The organism is Stenotrophomonas bentonitica (assembly GCF_013185915.1).
Lineage (GTDB): Bacteria > Pseudomonadota > Gammaproteobacteria > Xanthomonadales > Xanthomonadaceae > Stenotrophomonas > Stenotrophomonas bentonitica.
Genome location: NZ_JAAZUH010000004.1, coordinates 318,156 through 336,008 on the forward strand (window position 1 = coordinate 318,156; position 17,853 = coordinate 336,008).

The 17,853-nt window shown below is 67.4% G+C and carries 17 protein-coding genes; 14 read left to right on the forward strand and 3 right to left on the reverse strand.

What is annotated here, in order from left to right; all coding sequences use genetic code 11:
- Positions 1–92: 92 nt before the first annotated feature.
- The 4 genes from HGB51_RS19210 to HGB51_RS19225 all read left to right on the forward strand — a co-directional run bounded on the left by HGB51_RS19210 (position 93) and on the right by HGB51_RS19225 (position 5,583).
- Positions 93–2,936, forward strand: coding sequence for a M16 family metallopeptidase (locus tag HGB51_RS19210; protein ID WP_070208683.1), 2,844 nt, complete (start codon positions 93–95; stop codon positions 2,934–2,936).
- A 247-nt stretch (positions 2,937–3,183) separates the two neighbouring features.
- The gene (locus HGB51_RS19215) at positions 3,184–3,501 is read left to right on the forward strand and encodes a DUF4156 domain-containing protein (RefSeq protein ID WP_070208684.1); all 318 of its coding nucleotides are present in this window, start codon (positions 3,184–3,186) and stop codon (positions 3,499–3,501) included.
- 112 nt (positions 3,502–3,613) lie between these two features.
- The gene (locus HGB51_RS19220; RefSeq protein WP_070208685.1) at positions 3,614–4,630 is read left to right on the forward strand and encodes a 3-oxoacyl-ACP synthase III; all 1,017 of its coding nucleotides are present in this window, start codon (positions 3,614–3,616) and stop codon (positions 4,628–4,630) included.
- Between the two features lie 62 nt (positions 4,631–4,692).
- Positions 4,693–5,583, forward strand: coding sequence for an alpha/beta fold hydrolase (locus HGB51_RS19225; protein WP_070208686.1), 891 nt, complete (start codon positions 4,693–4,695; stop codon positions 5,581–5,583).
- A 45-nt stretch (positions 5,584–5,628) separates the two neighbouring features.
- On the opposite strand, the gene HGB51_RS19230 is transcribed toward HGB51_RS19225, so the two are convergent.
- Positions 5,629–5,997: a YkgJ family cysteine cluster protein gene (locus HGB51_RS19230; RefSeq protein ID WP_070208687.1), complete on the reverse strand. Its 369-nt coding sequence runs from the start codon at positions 5,995–5,997 to the stop codon at positions 5,629–5,631.
- A gap of 102 nt (positions 5,998–6,099) precedes the next feature.
- On the opposite strand from HGB51_RS19230, the gene oleC reads away from it, so the two are divergent.
- From oleC to HGB51_RS19260, 6 genes are all read left to right on the forward strand, one after another.
- Positions 6,100–7,755 carry an olefin beta-lactone synthetase gene (gene oleC / locus HGB51_RS19235; RefSeq protein ID WP_070208688.1) on the forward strand — a complete coding sequence of 552 codons (1,656 nt, stop codon included), beginning with the start codon at positions 6,100–6,102 and terminating at the stop codon, positions 7,753–7,755.
- Positions 7,752–8,762 carry a 2-alkyl-3-oxoalkanoate reductase gene (gene oleD / locus HGB51_RS19240; protein WP_070208689.1) on the forward strand — a complete coding sequence of 337 codons (1,011 nt, stop codon included), beginning with the start codon at positions 7,752–7,754 and terminating at the stop codon, positions 8,760–8,762. Before oleC ends, oleD begins: the two co-directional genes overlap by 4 nt.
- A 61-nt stretch (positions 8,763–8,823) precedes the next feature.
- A complete protein-coding gene (locus HGB51_RS19245; protein ID WP_070208703.1) occupies positions 8,824–8,979 on the forward strand; it encodes a DUF1328 domain-containing protein in 156 nt (51 codons plus the stop codon).
- Positions 8,980–9,192: 213 nt separating this feature from the next.
- The gene (locus HGB51_RS19250; protein WP_070208690.1) at positions 9,193–9,834 is read left to right on the forward strand and encodes a ubiquinone biosynthesis accessory factor UbiJ; all 642 of its coding nucleotides are present in this window, start codon (positions 9,193–9,195) and stop codon (positions 9,832–9,834) included.
- Positions 9,831–11,489, forward strand: a complete 1,659-nt coding sequence (gene ubiB / locus HGB51_RS19255; RefSeq protein ID WP_070208691.1) for a ubiquinone biosynthesis regulatory protein kinase UbiB — start codon at positions 9,831–9,833, stop codon at positions 11,487–11,489. Before HGB51_RS19250 ends, ubiB begins: the two co-directional genes overlap by 4 nt.
- On the forward strand, positions 11,486–12,211 hold the full coding sequence (locus tag HGB51_RS19260) for a pseudouridine synthase (protein WP_070208692.1): 726 nt from the start codon (positions 11,486–11,488) through the stop codon (positions 12,209–12,211). The genes ubiB and HGB51_RS19260 overlap by 4 nt, the downstream gene beginning before the upstream one ends.
- Here HGB51_RS19260 and HGB51_RS19265 read toward each other — a convergent pair.
- The gene (locus HGB51_RS19265) at positions 12,197–12,751 is read right to left on the reverse strand and encodes a DUF2059 domain-containing protein (RefSeq protein ID WP_070208693.1); all 555 of its coding nucleotides are present in this window, start codon (positions 12,749–12,751) and stop codon (positions 12,197–12,199) included. The genes HGB51_RS19260 and HGB51_RS19265 overlap by 15 nt on opposite strands.
- A 199-nt stretch (positions 12,752–12,950) precedes the next feature.
- On the opposite strand from HGB51_RS19265, the gene arfB reads away from it, so the two are divergent.
- From arfB to dcp, 3 genes are all read left to right on the forward strand, one after another.
- Positions 12,951–13,382 carry an alternative ribosome rescue aminoacyl-tRNA hydrolase ArfB gene (arfB, locus tag HGB51_RS19270; RefSeq protein WP_070208694.1) on the forward strand — a complete coding sequence of 144 codons (432 nt, stop codon included), beginning with the start codon at positions 12,951–12,953 and terminating at the stop codon, positions 13,380–13,382.
- A gap of 46 nt (positions 13,383–13,428) precedes the next feature.
- Positions 13,429–13,989, forward strand: a complete 561-nt coding sequence (locus HGB51_RS19275) for a lysophospholipid acyltransferase family protein (RefSeq protein ID WP_246233712.1) — start codon at positions 13,429–13,431, stop codon at positions 13,987–13,989.
- 100 nt (positions 13,990–14,089) lie between these two features.
- On the forward strand, positions 14,090–16,246 hold the full coding sequence (dcp, locus tag HGB51_RS19280; RefSeq protein ID WP_070208696.1) for a peptidyl-dipeptidase Dcp: 2,157 nt from the start codon (positions 14,090–14,092) through the stop codon (positions 16,244–16,246).
- Between the two features lie 295 nt (positions 16,247–16,541).
- Here dcp and HGB51_RS19285 read toward each other — a convergent pair whose 3' ends face one another.
- Positions 16,542–16,985, reverse strand: a complete 444-nt coding sequence (locus HGB51_RS19285; protein ID WP_070208697.1) for a 3-dehydroquinate dehydratase — start codon at positions 16,983–16,985, stop codon at positions 16,542–16,544.
- A gap of 167 nt (positions 16,986–17,152) precedes the next feature.
- Here HGB51_RS19285 and lepB point away from each other — a divergent pair, with 167 nt between their 5' ends.
- Entirely contained in the window at positions 17,153–17,782 is a 630-nt protein-coding gene (lepB, locus tag HGB51_RS19290; RefSeq protein WP_070208698.1) for a signal peptidase I, read from the forward strand.
- Positions 17,783–17,853 lie beyond the last annotated feature (71 nt).

The window sequence follows — 17,853 nt, forward strand, 5'->3', positions numbered from 1 at the left end:
GTTCCCCTGCAAAGGCAATGACTGTTGGCCGATGCCTCAACCCGCCGTCCCGGGCTAGCATCCCCCTTCACTTTCATGACCAAGGACCCGGAATGACCGCCCAACTTCGACCGCGTGCCGCACTGCTGGCTGTTGCGCTTTCCGCCGCACTGGGCAGCCTTGCCCCGGCACCGCTGATGGCCAAGCCGGCCCAGGTCGCCAAGGTCGACATTCCGTTCGAAGAGTTCACCCTGCCCAACGGCCTGCGCGTGGTGGTGCACACCGACCGCAAGGCCCCGATCGTGGCGGTGAACATCTGGTACCACGTGGGCAGCAAGGACGAACCGGCCGGCCGCACCGGCTTCGCGCACCTGTTCGAACACCTGATGTTCCAGGGCAGCGAAAACCACGCCGGCGAATACTTCGAACCGTTCAAGCAGGTCGGCGTGACCGGCCAGAACGGCACCACCAACACCGACCGCACCAACTACTTCGAGAACGTGCCCACCACCGCGCTGGACATGGCGCTGTGGATGGAGTCCGACCGCATGGGCCACCTGCTCGGCGCGATCGACCAGGCCGCGCTCGACGAACAGCGCGGCGTTGTCCAGAACGAAAAGCGCCAGGGCGAGAACCAGCCCTATGGCCAGGTGTGGGACAAGCTCAGCCGTTCGATGTACCCCGAGGGCCACCCGTACCACCACGGCGTGATCGGCTCGATGAACGACCTCAACGCGGCCTCGCTGGAAGACGTCAAGAACTGGTTCCGCACCTGGTACGGCCCGAACAACGCGGTGCTGGTGCTGGCCGGCGACATCGACGTGGCCACCGCGAAGGAAAAGGTCGCGCGCTATTTCGGCGACATCCCGGCCGGTCCGAGCATGGCCCAGCCCAAGGTCAACGTGGCCAAGCGTGAGAAGTCCACCCGCGAGACCATGACCGACAAGGTGCCGCAGGCGCGCATCTATCGCGTGTGGAACGTTGCCCAGACCGGCACCCCCGACATCGACCAGCTGCAGCTGTTCGCGCAGGTGCTGGGCGGGGCCAAGTCCTCGCGCCTGGACCAGCGCCTGCTGCACCAGGACAAGCTGGTGGACAACATCAGCGCCGGTGCCTACACCTCGCAGCTCGGCTCGAACTTCGTGATCATGGCCACGGTGAAGCAGGGCGTGGACCCAGCCAAAGTCGAAGCGATCATCGACGAGGAAGTGCGCCGCCTGGTAGCCGACGGCCCCACTGCCGATGAACTGAGCCGCGGCAAGACCGCATTCCGCGCCGGCTTCATCCGTGGCATCGAGCGCATCGGCGGGTTCGGCGGCAAGGCCGACGCGCTGGCCGAATGCGCCGTGTTCGAAGGCGACCCGGGCTGCTTCCGCCAATCGTTGGCCAACATCGACGCAGCCAGCGCGGCCGACGTGCGCGCCGCCGGCGCCAAGTGGCTGGGCGCGGGCGACCACACCCTGGTGGTGGAACCGGGCGCGCGCGTGGCGCTGCCGGAACTGCCCTCGGCCACCCCGAAGCCGTTCACCGTGCCGGCCGTGGACCCGAAGTTCACCAGCACCGCCAGCCAGGTCGACCGCAGCACCGGCGTGCCGCAGACCAAGACCTTCCCGGAACTGAAGTTCCCGCAGCTGCACCGCGCCACGCTGAAGAACGGCACCCAGGTGATCCTGGCCGAACGCCACGACATTCCGGTGGTGCAGTTCAGCTATGAATTCCCCGGTGGCTTCACCGCCGACCAGGGCCGCAAGTCCGGCACCGCCAACTTCACCATGGACCTGATGGGCGAGGGCGCCGGCAAGCTGGGCGCACTGCCGTTCGCCGACGCGGCCGATGCGCTGGGCGCCAACCTGGGCGCCTCGGCGTCGCTGGACAGCGCCAGCGTGTACCTCTCGGCGCTGAAGGAAAACCTGGCGCCGTCGCTGGCCCTGTATGCCGACATGCTGCGCGCGCCGCGCTTCGACCAGAGCGAGATCGACCGGGTCAAGGCGACCTGGATCGCCGGCATCCAGCAGGAGAAGGTCAATCCCAGCGCCGCCGCCATGCGCGTGCTGCCGCCGCTGCTGTACGGCGCCGGCCACCCGTACGCCATTCCGTTCACCGGCAGCGGCAATGAAGCCGACATCCAGTCGCTCACCCGCGAAGACCTGGTCGACTTCCACCGCGACGCGCTGCGTCCGGAGCAGGGCACCCTGATCGTGGTGGGCGACACCACCCTGAAGGAAATCGTGCCGCTGCTGGAGCGCCAGTTCGGCAACTGGAAGAGCACTGGCCCCGCCCCGCAGCTCAAGCCGCTGGTCGATGTGGCCCGCCCGGCCAAGGCCCGCGTGTACCTGATCGACCAGCCCGGCGCGGTGCAGGCCAACCTGTACGCCGGCCAGGTGGTGCCCTCCACCATGGACCCGGGCGCGACCCGCTTCGACATCGCCAACGGCGTGCTCGGCGGCGACTTCACCTCGCGCCTGAACATGAACCTGCGCGAGGAGAAGCACTGGTCCTACGGCGCCCGCACCATGGCCAGCAGCACCCTGGGCCAGCGCCCGTGGATGGGCATGGCGCCGGTGCAGATCGACAAGACCGCCGATGCGATGAAGGAAATGCAGAAGGAGATCGCCGACTTCGCCTCTGGCGCCGAAGCGATCACCCCGGCGGAAGTGACCCGCATCCGCAACATCCAGAACCTGAGCCTGCCGGGCGCCTATGAGACCGCCAACGCGGTGATGGGCACCATCAGCGGCATCGTCCGCTACCAGCGCCCGGACGACTACGTGTTCAAGCGCAAGGCCGAGATCGAGGCGATGACCCCGGCCCAGGTGCAGCAGGCTGCCGCCACCCTGGATCCGAAGACCCTGACCTGGGTGGTGGTGGGCGACCTGAAGCAGACCGAAGCCCCGGTGCGCGCGCTGAACCTGGGCGAGGTGGTGGTGATCGACGCCGACGGGAAGCCGGTGAAGTAACGCCGGTTGGGGTGATTTCGGGTTTTTCTAAACGCCGGTAGGGATGTTGCGACCGGCGTTTTTGTTGGCTTCGGACCCTTGCGCCGCGCTCCGCGCGGTGCCCGGCTGGGGCCGGGCGCTACGAATTGCTACGGGGTGGTTGGGATCTGGATAAACCAACCCGGGGTCCGGACATCGATCCCCATCCACCCCACATTCATTCCGTTCAGGCAAACTCCGTTGCATGACCTTGCCGAGCCTTCACACCATGCGCATTCTGCTTATTTCTGCCCTCGTCCTTGCGACCTCCGCCTGCACCTGGGTGCCGATCGAACCGGTGGGCAAGGCGGTGCGGGTGCTGCCGGCCGGGCCGGTGCCGACCGGCTGCATCGACAAGGGCGAGGTGGTGGTGACCGTGAAGAGCAAGGTCGGCTTCTACAACCGCAACCCGCTGCGCGTGCAGGAAGAGCTGGAAACCCTGGCCCGCAACGAGGCCCCCAGCGCCTCGGCCAACGCCGTCCAGGCCTCCGGCCTGCCGGCCGACGGCAGCCAGCGTTTCAAGGCGTTCCAGTGCCCGCCGCGCTGAACGGCTCATCGTCCCGCGCCACCATACGCCTGAAGCTGAATTCGTAAAGGTGCGGTGAAGGCCCGGGGGGCTTACAATAGCGCCCCCTTTGCCTGAGCCTTGGCGCTAACTGATGCTCTTCAAGAATGTATCGATCGCCGGCCTGGCGCACATCGACGCGCCGCATACGCTGACGTCGAAGGAAATCAACGAACGCCTGCAGCCGACGCTGGACCGCCTGGGTATCCGCACCGACGTGCTCGGTGATATCGCCGGCATCCACGCCCGTCGCCTGTGGGACGCGGACATGCTCGCCTCCGACGCCGCTACCCTGGCCGCCCGCAAGGCGCTGGAAGACGCCGGCATCGGCGCCGACAAGATCGGCCTGCTGGTCAACACCTCGGTCAGCCGTGACTACCTGGAGCCGTCCACCGCGTCCATCGTCTCGGGCAACCTGGGCGTCAGTGACGAGTGCATGACCTTCGACGTCGCCAATGCCTGCCTGGCCTTCATCAACGGCATGGACATCGCCGCCCGCATGCTGGAACGCGGCGACATCGACTACGCCCTGATCGTCGATGGCGAAACCGCCAACCTGGTGTACGAGAAGACCCTCGAGCGCATGGCCCAGCCGGGCGTGACCGCTGACGACTTCCGCAACGAGATGGCCGCCCTGACCCTGGGCTGCGGCGCCGCTGCGATGGTCATGGCACGCACCGAACTGGTGCCGGACGCGCCGCGCTACCGCGGTGGCGTGACCCGCTCGGCCACCGAGTGGAACCAGCTGTGCCGGGGCAACCTGGACCGCATGGTCACCGACACCCGCATGCTGCTGATCGAAGGCATCAAGCTGGCCCAGAAGACCTTCATGGCCGCCCGCGAAGCGCTGGGCTGGGCCGTGGAAGAACTGGACCAGTTCGTGATCCACCAGGTCAGCCAGCCGCACACCGCCGCCTTCATCAAGAACTTCGGCATCGACCCGAAGAAGGTGATGACCATCTTCGGCGAGCACGGCAACATCGGCCCGGCCTCGGTGCCGATCGTGCTGAGCAAGCTCAAGCAGCTGGGCAAGCTGAAGAAGGGCGACCGCATCGCGCTGCTCGGCATCGGCTCCGGCCTGAACTGCTCGATGGCCGAAGTGGTCTGGTAAGCGGTCCGCTGCGTTGATTCCCAAGGGCCGGTCTTACCGGCCCTTTTTACAGGTGCCACCCGATGTCCAAGCTTCCCGGTTACCCCGCCCATCCGCAGCGTTTCGAGGTCCGCCCGGGCCTGTCGATGAGCTATCTCGACGAAGGCCCGCGCGACGGCGAGGTGGTGGTCATGGTCCACGGCAATCCGTCGTGGAGCTACTACTGGCGCACGCTGGTGGCCGGGTTGTCGGACCGTTACCGCTGCATCGTGCCGGACCATATCGGCATGGGCCTGTCTGACAAGCCGAATGACGCGCACTACGAATACACCCTGCAGTCGCGCGTGGACGACCTGGACGCACTGCTGGCGCACCTGGGCATCACCGGCCCGGTCACCCTGGCCGTGCACGACTGGGGCGGCATGATCGGTTTCGGCTGGGCGCTGTCGCACCACGCCCAGGTCAAGCGACTGGTGGTGCTCAACACCGCCGCCTTCCCGATGCCGGCCGCCAAGCAGATGCCGTGGCAGATCGCGCTGGGCCGGCACTGGAAGATCGGTGAGTGGATCATCCGCAGCTTCAACGCGTTCTCGTCCGGTGCCTCGTGGCTGGGCGTGGAGCGGAAGATGCCGGCGGACGTGCGCCGCGCCTATGTGTCGCCGTACAACAATTACGCCAACCGGATCAGCACCATCCGCTTCATGCAGGACATTCCGCTGAGCCCGGCCGACAAGGCCTGGTCGTTGCTGGAGCGCGCCGGCAAGGCGCTGCCGTCGTTCGCCGACCGCCCGGCCTTCATCGGCTGGGGCCTGCGCGACTTCGTATTCGACCACCATTTCCTGGAGGGCTTCCAGGCCGCGCTGCCGCAGGCGCAGGTGCACGCGTTCGAAGACGCAGGGCATTACGTGCTGGAAGACAAGCACGAAGTGCTGGTGCCGGAGATCCGGGCGTTTTTGGACGCGAACCCGCTGTAACGCGGACGGGTTCCGGGCAGCCGGGCAGGGCCCGGCTCTACCGGGTCATGCGGCGTCCGGGGTATCCCGCCACGCCCAGCTTTCCAGGCTCAACGCCGGCAGGCCATGGATTTCCCGCGCCTTGTCGCACTGTGGGCTGGCTTTGCCGTACTCCCACGACGCGTCCACCTCACGGCACACGCTGGGCCGGTTGGGATGGATGCTGCAGCGGGAATACACCCCGATCTCCGCGTCCAGCGCCACGCAGCGCACCGGCTTGGACAAGGTGCCGCGCATGCACAGGCGGTGCGGGTCGAGCGGTTCGGTCAGCTGGTGCGGTACGCCGCCGGGGGTGACCTCGTCCGATTCCATCCAATGGAACGCCACGCGGTACTGGGTACAGCAGGCGCCGCAGGTCATGCAGGGATGGGACATGGGGTGCCGGCCTTGGGCGGCTGTGTGCAGGGGGGAAGGGCGCGAATTTTCCACGCTACGGGCCGCCGCGCAAGAATTTTCTGCAGCGGCGACAATGAACGGATGAACAGCCCGACCAACATCGCCGCGCGCCTGCCCGAACTGGCCCGTGAACGCCCTGACCAGATCGCCATCCGCTGCCCCGGAAAACCGGGCCCGGACGGCATGGCGCGCTACGAGGTGACCCTGGATTACCGCACCCTGGACGCCCGCAGCGACGCCATGGCCGCCGGCCTGGCCGCCTACGGCATCGGCCGTGGGGTGCGTGCGGTGGTGATGGTGCGGCCCTCGCCGGAGTTCTTCCTGCTGATGTTCGCGCTGTTCAAGAACGGTGCGGTGCCGGTGCTGGTCGACCCCGGCATCGACAAGCGCGCGCTGAAACAGTGCTTGGACGAAGCGCAACCTGAAGCCTTCATCGGCATCGGCCTGGCCCATGTGGCGCGGCTGTTGCTGCGCTGGTGCCCGGGCGCAACCCGGCTGGTCACGGTGGGGCGGCGCTGGGGCTGGGGCGGCACCACCCTGGCCCAGCTCGAAGCCGACGGCGCGCGCCAGCCGCAGCCGATGGCCGCCACCGACGGCGAGGACGTAGCCGCGCTGCTGTTCACCAGCGGCTCCACCGGCGTGCCCAAGGGCGTGGTCTACCGGCACCGCCATTTCGTCGGCCAGGTCGAGCTGCTGCGCTCGGCGTTCGGCATGGAACCGGGCGGCATCGACCTGCCCACCTTCCCACCGTTCGCCCTGTTCGACCCGGCGCTGGGTCTGACCTCGGTCATTCCCGACATGGACCCCACCCGTCCGGCCAAGGCCGACCCGCGCAAGCTGCATGACGCCATCAAACGCTTCGGGGTGACCCAGCTGTTCGGCTCGCCGGCGCTGATGCGGGTGCTGGCCGACCATGGCCAGCCGCTGCCCGGCGTGCGCCGGGTCACCTCGGCCGGTGCGCCGGTGCCGCCCGACGTGGTGGCGCGCATCCGCCGGCTGCTGCCCGACGACGCCCAGTTCTGGACCCCCTATGGCGCCACCGAGTGCCTGCCGGTGGCGGTGATCGAAGGTCGCGAGCTGGAAAGCACGCGCCAGGCCACCGAGGCCGGCGCCGGGACCTGCGTGGGCCGGGTGGTGGCGCCGAACCAGGTGCGCATCATCGCCATCGACGACGCGCCGCTGCCCACCTGGGCACAGGTGCACGAAGTGGCCACCGGCGTGGTCGGCGAAATCACCGTGGCCGGCCCCACCGCCACCGACAGCTACTTCAACCGCCCGCAGGCCACCGCTGCGGCCAAGATCACTGAAACCCTGGCCGACGGCAGCACCCGCGTGGTGCATCGCATGGGCGATGTCGGCTACTTCGACGCCGACGGCCGCCTGTGGTTCTGCGGGCGCAAGACCCAGCGCGTGGAAACCGCGCACGGCCCGCTGTACACCGAACAGGTGGAGCCGGTGTTCAACGCACTGGACGGCATCGCGCGCACCGCGCTGGTCGGCATCGGCGCCGCCGGCGCGCAGCTGCCGGTGCTCTGCTATGAACTGCAGCCCGGCACCGCAGACTCGCCCGCGCTGCAGCAGCGCCTGCGCGCTGAAGCGGCCGCACACGCGGGCACCGTGCGCATCGAACGCTTCCTCCCGCACCCGGGCTTCCCGGTCGACATCCGCCACAATGCCAAGATCGGCCGCGAGAAACTCGCGGTCTGGGCTGCAACCCGAATGGAACAACACGCATGAAGATCCTTGTCACCGGCGGTGGTGGTTTCCTCGGCCAGGCGCTGTGCCGTGGCCTGGTCGCGCGCGGCCATGAAGTGCTCAGCTTCAACCGCGGCGACTACGCGCCGCTGGCCGCGCTGGGCGTGGGCCAGATCCGCGGCGACCTGGCCGACGCCGACGCGGTGCGCCACGCGGTGGCCGGGGTCGACGCGGTCTTCCACAACGGCGCCAAGGCCGGTGCGTGGGGCAGCTACGAGAGCTACCACCTGGCCAACGTGGTCGGCACCGACAACGTGATCGCCGCCTGCCGCACGCATGGCGTGCGCACGCTGGTGTACACCTCCACGCCCAGCGTCACCCACCGCGCCACCCATCCGGTGGAAGGGCTGGGTGCGGATGAAGTGCCCTACGGCGAAGACTTCCAGGCGCCGTACGCGGCCACCAAGACCATCGCCGAACAGCGCGTACTGGCCGCCAACGATGCAACGCTGGCCACCGTGGCGCTGCGCCCGCGCCTGATCTGGGGCCCGGGCGACCAGCAGCTGGTGCCGCGCCTGGCCGCGCGCGCGCGCGCCGGTCGCCTGCGCTTCGTCGGCGATGGGACCAACCTGGTCGACACCACCTACATCGACAACGCCGCGCTGGCGCACTTCCTCGCCTTCGAACACCTCGCCCCGGGCGCGGCGTGCGCGGGCAAGGCGTACTTCATTTCCAACGGCGAGCCGCTGCCGATGCGCGAGCTACTCAACAAGCTGCTGGCGGCGGTGGGCGCACCGGGCGTGGAGAAGTCGATCAGCTTCAAGACCGCCTACCGCATCGGTGCGCTGGCCGAACGCCTGTGGCCGCTGCTGCGCCTCAAGGGCGAACCGCCGATGACCCGCTTCCTGGCCGAGCAGCTGTGCACCCCGCACTGGTACAGCATGGAGCCGGCGCGCCGCGACTTCGGCTACGTGCCGGAGGTAAGCATTGACGAAGGGCTCACGAGGCTGAAGGCTTCATCGCGCATCCAGATTCCCATCACTTCCTGAACACCGAATCTTGGTGAAGATGGCAGCACGCCAATCCGGCACGCCCGACGCGAGGATCGACATGCTGCACTACGCCGTAATCTTCTTTGTAATCGCCCTTATTGCGGCAGTGCTCGGTTTCTCCGGCATTGCTGGTGCCGCCAGCAACATTGCCTGGATCCTGTTCGTTGTCTTCCTGATCCTGGCGATCATCTCGATGTTCCGCAAGCGAGGTTAGTAGCGCGCAGGATCCTGCGGGCCCCCCTCTCTCCGGGCCCGCATGATCCAGCGCGAACCGCTGAGGGCCTGGCGCTTCCAAGGGCGCCAGGCCCTTTTTGTTTGCGGATCGACATCCGACGGTAGAGCCACGCCCTGCGTGGCTGCGCGCGGTCCTGACACCCCGCAGCCACGCAGGGCGTGGCTCTACCGGGCAGCGCTGTAGAATGTGGAAATGCCCCGCACCCTGCTCTCCTCCCTCAAGCCCCTGGCCGGCAATGCGCTGCAGCTCGCGCTCAACCGCACCTTGGCGCTGGACCCCGATACCCGCCGCGCGCTGGTCGCGCTGGATGGCCGCCATATCGCCCTGACCCTCGAATCGCCCGCGCTGGCGATGCGGATCGGGGTGGACGGCGAGCGGCTCACTGTGGGCCCGGTCGATCCACAGGCCGAGCCGGACCTGGCCGTGCGCAGTACGTTGGGCGGCGTGCTGGCCCAGCTGCCGTTCCTGGCCAACGCACGCCGTGGCGGCGACGCCCCGGCCGGGCGGGTCAAGGTCTCCGGCGATGCCGAACTGGCGCGCCGGCTGCAGCAGCTGGCCAGCCGGTTCGACCCGGACTGGCAGCTGCCGTTCGTAAAGGTGTTTGGCGAAGTAGTTGGCGTGCAGGTCGCCAATGCGCTGCGCTCGGCCCTGCAGCATGCGCGCCGTGGCGCGTCCGACCTGGCGCACAGCGCCGCTGAATTTGTCACCGAGGAGTCGCGCGACGTGGTAGCCCGAGCCGAACTGGATGCCTTCCATGACGATGTGGATGTGATGCGCGACGACGTGGAACGCATGGCTGCCCGTGTGCAGCGCCTGGCCCAGGTGCGCGCATGAAGGCGGTATTCCGGGCAAGCCGGATTGGTCGCGTGATCCTGCGCTACCGCCTTGACGACCTCCTCGATGGCACCCCGCTGGAAGGCTGGCTGCGCATTGCCAAGCCGTTCGTGCCGCGCGCCTCGGCCGACATCGCCGCGCAGTCGCGTGGAGCGCGCCTGCGCCTGGCGCTGCAGGACCTGGGCCCTATCTTCGTCAAGTTCGGGCAGATCCTGTCCACCCGCCGCGACCTGATCCCGGCCGATATCGCCAACGAACTCACCCTGCTGCAGGACCGGGTCAAGCCGTTCGACGGCGCCACCGCGCAGCGCATCGTCGAAGAGGCGCTGGGCCGCCCGGTGGCCGAGGCGTTCGCCACGTTCGACCTGCAGCCGCTGGCCTCGGCCTCGATCGCCCAGGTCCACGCAGCCACCTTGGCCGATGGCCGCCAGGTGGTGGTCAAGGTGCTGCGCCCGGACATTGAAAAGCAGATCGACGCCGACATCGCGCTGCTCAAGTCCGCAGCGGCCCTGGTCGAGCGCGCGCACCCGCGCGCCGACAAGATCCGTCCGCGCGAAGTGGTGGCCGAAGTCGAGAACACCCTGGCCGCCGAACTCGACCTGCAGCGCGAAGGCGCCAACGCGAGCGTGCTGCGCCGCAACTGGGTGGACTCGGACGACCTGTACGTGCCCGAGGTGATCTGGAGCCACACCGCCGAACGCGCGCTGACCCTGGAACGGGTGTGGGGCATTCCTTCCGACGACATCGCCGCGCTGGACAAGGCCGGCATCGACCGCAAGGCGCTCGCGGCCAAGGGCGTGCGCGTGTTCTACACGCAGGTGTTCCGCGACAACTTCTTCCACGCCGACGCGCACGCCGGCAACATCTGGGTCGACACCGACCCGATGCGCCGCGACAACCCGCGCTTCATCGCGCTGGATTTCGGCATCATGGGCCAGCTGTCCGAAGAAGATCAGTACTACCTGGCCGAGAATTTCATGGCCATCTTCAACAAGGACTACCGGCGCATGGCCGAGCTCCACGTTGAAGCCGGCTGGATGCCCAACAACGTGCGCATCGACGAGCTCGAAGCCGCCGCGCGTTCGGTGTGCGAACCGTACTTCACCCGCCCGCTCTCGCAGATCTCGCTGGCCGAAGTGCTGATCAAGCTGTTCCGCGTGGCCCAGCGCTATGAGCTGACCCTGCAGCCGCAGCTGATCCTGCTGCAGAAGACCCTGCTCAACATCGAAGGCGTGGGTCGCCAGCTGGACCCGGAACTGGACATCTGGGCGGTGGCGCGACCGGTGCTGGAACGCATCCTGCGCGAACGCTACAGCCCGCGCCGGGTGCTGAAGGAAATGCGCAAGCGCCTGCCGGAGATCATGACCCACGCACCGGACATGCCGCGCCTGGTCCACGCCTGGCTGCGCCAGCAGGTGGAAGGTGGGCACGAACTGTCGATGCGTTCGCGCGACCTGGAAGCGCTCAACGTCAACCTGCAGAAGCTGCAGAAGCGGGCGGTAGCAGCGATTGCAGGTGTCGGCCTGCTGATCGTGGCAGCGGTGCTGTACGGCATGCAGCCCGGGGGCTGGTACTTCGGTGACGTGCCGATGTTGAGCTGGGTGAGCGGTGTGGCCGGGCTGTTCTCGCTGGGCGCGGCGTGGTGGCGGCGATGAGCGAGGTCGACGCGCTGGCCGAGGCGCCTGTCGCGCTGCCGCCGTTGCAGCTTTTGCATGTGGATGACCGCCTTGCGGTGGTCAACAAACCTGCGGGGCTGATGGTCCACGACAGCAAGCTGGCCCGTGGCGAGGACGACTTCCTCGCCGACCGCCTGCGCGAACAGCTGGGCAGGCCGATCTTCCTGGTGCACCGGCTGGACCGCGCCACCAGCGGCTGCCTGCTGCTCGCCTTCGACCGCGAAAGCGCCAGCGTGCTGGGCAAGTCGCTGATGGGCGGCGACGTCACCAAGGACTACCTGGCGATCTGTCGGGGCTGGCCGGCCGAAGAAGCGTTCACCGTCGACCACGACCTGGACGGCGGCCCCGGCAAGCCGGTGAAGAAGCAGGCCATCACCCATTTCCAGCGGGTGGCGGTGGGTGAGATTCCGGTACCGGTGGGCGAGTTCGAGACCTCGCGCTATGCGCTGCTGCGCTGCCAGCCGCAGACCGGGCGTTTCCGCCAGATCCGCCGGCATCTGAAGCACCTCTCGCATCACCTGATCGGCGACACCAGCCACGGCGACGGCCGCCACAACCGCAGTTTCCGCATGCAGGGCATCCACCGCATGCTGCTGCACGCCGAACGCCTGCGCTTCCCGCACCTGGATGGCACGCCGATGGACGTCAGCGCGCCGGTGGAAGGCGAATTCCGCAAGGCGATGGATTTATTTGGCTGGTGATGCCGGCGCCGCCTGCGCCGGCGCCTCATTCACGATGGCCTCCAAATCCTTCTGCAGGTCCACGAACAACGGCTGCATGCGGTCCTGGATCGCCACCATCGCGTTCTGCATCAGCGCCGGGGTCTTGTCCAGCAGGCTCTGCCCGGCCGAGCTCTCATAGAACTCGGCCATCGCCAGCACGTCTTCCTTGCTGAAGGTCTTCTTGTACAGGTCCACGTACATCGGCCGCAGCTGCTGCCACGACAGCGCTTGGCGGATGGTCTCCTTGCTGCGCTGTTCAATCCGCTGCAACTGCACCTTCTGCGCCTCGTCCAGCTTCCGCTGCTGCGCGATCTGCAGGAACTGCTGCCGCTGCATCTCCTCCATCCGCGGCACCATCGAGTCCAGCATGTTCTGCGCCCGCGAGGCCGCCAGCAGCCGGTTGATGTCCGCGTCCGACGGCGGCGCGGCCAAGGCAGGGGCCACGGCGGCCAGGGCCAGCGCAACGGTCAGGCCCAGCCGGGCAAACCCACGTCGGGCGGTTGAACGAGTCGAAATCATGAAGTGCGTCCTGCGGTGCATGGAACCCCGAGCATACCTGCGCCACCGTCAAGCCGTCGTGGCGCACGGCAGCATCGCCGCCCGGTGCGCCACGGACCCGACGGTTCCGGCCCATACGTGACTTTTGGCCCCCGTTTCGACGGTATTGGTGCACATTGCGGTCACCTAAGGTGCGGGTCCTGCCTTTACAATGCGCCCCATGGGAAACGGGCCTGTCACCATCAACGACCATCTGGCGATTCCGGACACGGAACTCGTCGAGCGGTTCGTGCGCGCCAGTGGCGCTGGCGGGCAGAACGTGAACAAGGTGTCCACCGCCGTCGAACTGCGGTTCGACGTGGCCGGCTCGCCCTCCCTGCCCGAACCGTTGCGTGCCCGCCTGCTGGCGCGGCGCGACCGGCGCATGACCGGCGAAGGCGTGCTGGTCATCGACGCGCAGCGTTTCCGCACCCAGGACCGTAACCGCGAGGACGCGCGCGAACGCCTGGCCGCCTTCATCCAGGCCAGCCTGAGCGTGCCCAAGGCGCGCGTGGCGACCAAGCCCACCTATGGCGCCAAGATGCGCCGGCTGGATGAAAAGAAAGGCCGCGCGCAGATCAAGCGTGGCCGCACCACACGCAATTGGGAGTGATTGCTTGAACAACCGTAGTCCGCTGCTGCCGGCCGTGCCCCCGCAGATGCCGCAGGTCAAACCGAACCGCTTCCTGCGTTGGCTGGCGCGCTGCACGCTGCGCCTTGGCGGCTGGAAGGTCACCGGTACCTTCCCCAACGTGCCCAAGCTGGTCTTCATCGTCGCCCCGCATTCGTCCAACTGGGACGGCTTCTGGGGCATGGCGGCCAAGATCGCGCTGGGCATGCAGGTGAAAGTGCTGGGCAAGGCCTCGCTGTTCTGGTGGCCGCTGTCGCCGCTGCTGCGCACCCTGGGCGTGATCCCGCTGGACCGCAGCTCGCCGCAGGGCACGGTGGAGCAGGCGGTCAGCCTGCTGCGCAAGTCGGACAAGCTCTGGTACGCGATCACCCCCGAGGGCACCCGCAAGGCGGTCACCCACTGGAAGGCCGGGTTCCTGAAGATCGCCCGCATGGCCGACGTGCCGGTGCTGGCCTGCTACTTCCATTACCCCGAGAAGACGATCGGCATCGGCCCGTTGTTCTACTCCACCGGCGACGACGTGGCCGACATGGCCGCCATCCGCGCCTACTACGAGCCCTGGAAGGGTAAGAACCGCGGCACCGTGTGAAGGAAGGCGCCACGTCCGGCACATGCCGGACGCAGGCAATGGGAGTAGGGTGATCGGCTGCGGTTACAGGCCGCTTCACCTCATTCCAGGAGCCCGTTTCATGTCGCGTACCGTCATCTTGGCCGCCGCCATCAGCCTTGCGCTGGCGGCCTGTTCCGGCAAGGAGTCCACCCCCGTGTCCGACACCCAGACCCCCGCCGCGCAGCAGCCGGCCGATGCGTCCACCAACCCCCTGTTGAGCGCCAGCACGCTGCCGTTCCAGGCGCCGCCGTTCGACCGCATCAAGGACAGCGACTACCTGCCGGCCTTCAATGAAGGCATGAAGCAGCACCTGGCCGAAGTGCGCAAGATCGCCGACAACAGCGAGCCGGCCACCTTCGACAACACCATCGAAGCGCTCGAGCGCAGCGGTGAAGCCCTCACCCGCGTCTCGCGCGTGTTCTTCGGCATCGTCCAGGCCGACACCAACGACGCGCGCCAGAAGATCCAGGAAGAAGTCGCCCCGAAGCTGGCCGAGCACCAGGACGAAATCAGCCTGGACCCGAAGCTGTTCGCGCGCATCAAGAGCATCTACGACCAGCGCGATTCGCTGAACCTTGACCCGGTGCAGAAGCGCCTGGTCGAGCGCGATTACCAGGAATTCGTGCGCGCCGGTGCGCAGCTCAATGACGCCGACAAGGCCAGCCTGCGCAAGCTCAGCGTGGAAGAAACCACGCTGGCCACCAAGTTCCACACCCGCCTGGTCGCTGCAACCGCCGCTGCCGCGGTGGTGGTGGACGACAAGGCCAGGCTGGCCGGCCTGAGCGAAGAAGAGATCAACACCGCCGCCGCTGACGCCAAGGCGCGCAACCTGGAAGGCAAGTTCCTGCTGCCGCTGCAGAACACCACCCAGCAGCCGGTGCTCGCCTCGCTGACCGACCGCGACCAGCGCGCTGCCGTGCTCAAGGCCTCGGAAACCCGCGCCGAGCGTGGCGATGCCAACGACACCCGCGAAACCGTACAGCGCCTGGCCCAGCTGCGTGCGCAGAAGGCCAAGCTGCTCGGCTTCGAGAACTACGCCGCGTACAGCCTGGCCGACCAGATGGCCAAGACCCCGGCGGCGGCGACCAAGCTGCTGACCGACACGGTGCCGGCCGCCACCAACAAGGCGCGCGGTGAAATCGCCGAAATGCAGAAGGTGATCGACGCGCAGAAGGGCGGCTTCCAGCTGGCCGCGTCGGATTGGGACTTCTACGCCGAGCAGGTGCGCAAGGCGCAGTACGACCTGGACGAGTCGCAGATCAAGCCGTACTTCGAGCTCGACAACGTGCTGCAGAACGGCGTCTTCTATGCCGCCACCCAGTTGTACGGCATCACCTTCAAGCCGCGCACCGACATTCCGACCTACCACCCGGACATGAAGGTGTATGAAGTGTTCGACAAGGACGGCACCTCGCTGGCGCTGTTCTACACCGACTACTTCAAGCGCGACAGCAAGTCCGGTGGCGCGTGGATGGACGTGTTCGTCGAGCAGAATGGCCTGACCGGCGACAAGCCGGTGGTCTACAACGTCTGTAACTTCACCAAGCCGGCCGCGGGCCAGCCGGCGCTGCTGAGCTTCGACGACGTCACCACCATGTTCCATGAGTTCGGCCATGCGCTGCACGGCATGTTCTCGAACGTGAAGTACCCGTCGATCGCCGGCACCAGCACCTCGCGCGACTTCGTCGAGTTCCCGTCGCAGTTCAACGAGCACTGGGCGCTGGACCCGAAGGTGTTCGCCAACTACGCCAAGAACTACAAGACCGGCGAGCCGATGCCGCAGGCGCTGGTGGACAAGATCCTGAAGGCCCGCACCTTCAACCAGGGCTACGCGACCACCGAGTACCTGTCCGCCGCACTGCTCGACCTGGCTTGGCACACCCAGCCGGCCGACGCGCCGCTGCAGGACGTGGCGCCGTTTGAAGCGGCCGCGTTGAAGAAGTTCAAGGTCGACCTGCCGCAGGTGCCGCCGCGCTACCGCACCACCTACTTCGACCACATCTGGGGCGGCGGCTATTCGGCCGGTTACTACGCCTACTTCTGGGCCGAAGTGCTGGACCACGACTCGTTCGAATGGTTCAAGGAGCACGGTGGCCTGACCGCTGAAAACGGCCAGGTATTCCGCGACAAGATCCTCTCGCGCGGCAACAGCGTCGAGCTGGCCGACCTGTACCGCGAATTCCGCGGCAAGGACCCGTCGGTGGAACCGCTGCTGGTGAACCGCGGTTTGAAGTGATCGCGTAGCGATCACGGTAGGTACCGACCTTGGTCGGTACGGAAGCTGCGACACACGTACGGCAGGGGAAACCCTGCCGTTCGTGCGTGCGCGTTCGCCGGTAGGGTCGGTTCCCAAACGACCGCACGTAGACGTTCAACGTTCTGTAACGCATGGACCGCAAACGAAGGCGCCTCTCCGTTCGCGGTCATGCGTCCCAGGCCCGATCACCGTTATCGGCGGTCGTTTGGGAACCGACCCTACCCGGGATCATGCAACCCGGTGCACGGTCCGGGTCGCCGGCCAGCGGCCGGCATCACGTCCCCACGCGACACCCCACTTCGCTACACCCCAGGTGATCCAGCGCGATCTCCAGCGCATGCATGTAACTCTGCGCGCAATACCCATGCGCCACGCCGATGCGCTGGCCTACGTGCTCCGGCAGGCACGCTTCCGGCGTTGCAGTGTCATCGTCATGCACTTCCACATACACGTTGTGCAGGTGCGGCAGCAGCTTCTGCAATCGCAAGCTGCCCACGCATGCACCCGGATCCAGCAGCGTCACCTCGCCACGGCTGTGGTCGGCCACGCGCAATGCATCCAGCAGTTCCTGTTCCGAACCACACGCACGAATAGCCACCGTAGTCCCCGCATCGATCGCACGATGCACCAGCGCCTTCAGCACCGGCGCCGGCAACGGCTGCGCGGTACGGATCACCTGGCCGGCCGCTTCCGGCCCGCGAATGATGAAGATAGACATCCAACTTCCCTACAAAGCGCCCGGAGGCGCGGTGTGGCCACGATGCGCGCCGCCCATAACGCCGCCATGGCCCGGGGGCCGCCCGCGCGTAAAGAGTGCGTAGCTTTTGTGGGGAACTCGGGTCCACACTGCCGGTCACACCCTTCTCTCACCGCAAGGATCGCCCCATGTCCCAGGTTGCCCCCGCCGCCGGAACCCGCACCGGCGTGCTGTACTGGCTGAAGAAGGAAGCGCTGCCGCTGCTGGTCATGCTCGGCCTGCTGGCCGCCGCGCGCGACAGCCTGGCCAACCACTACCAGGTGCCCAGCGGCTCCATGCAGCACACCCTGATGCCGGGTGATCGCGTGGTGGTGGACATGCGCGCGTACGGTCTGCGCCTGCCGTTCACCAGCGTCGAACTGCTGCATACCGGCGTTCCGCAGCGCGGCGAGGTGGCGGTGTTCGATTCCCCGCAGGACGGCACTCGGCTGATCAAGCGCATTGCCGCCGTGGGCGGTGACCGGGTGGAGCTGCACGAGGGCCACCTGAGCATCAACGGCCAGCCGCTGGCACAGGCCGGGACCGATGAAGTGGAAGACTTCGGCCGCACCCTGGCGCAGCTGGACCTGGGGCAGGGTGGGGGCCCGGACATCTCCGGCCTGACCGTGCCGACGGGGAAGGTGTTGATGCTGGGCGACCATCGGGGTAACAGTGCAGATGGGCGGTACTTCGGGCTCGTCGACGCGAAGGCGTTGTATGGCAAAGCGGCTCGCGTGTATTACCGCCGGGGTGAAGGGTTTACCTGGCAGGCGTTGTAAGGAGTGATATCCCAAACGTCTCAATCAAGACCCCGAAGGTTATCGATCGACCGATAACCCCGGCCTATCCT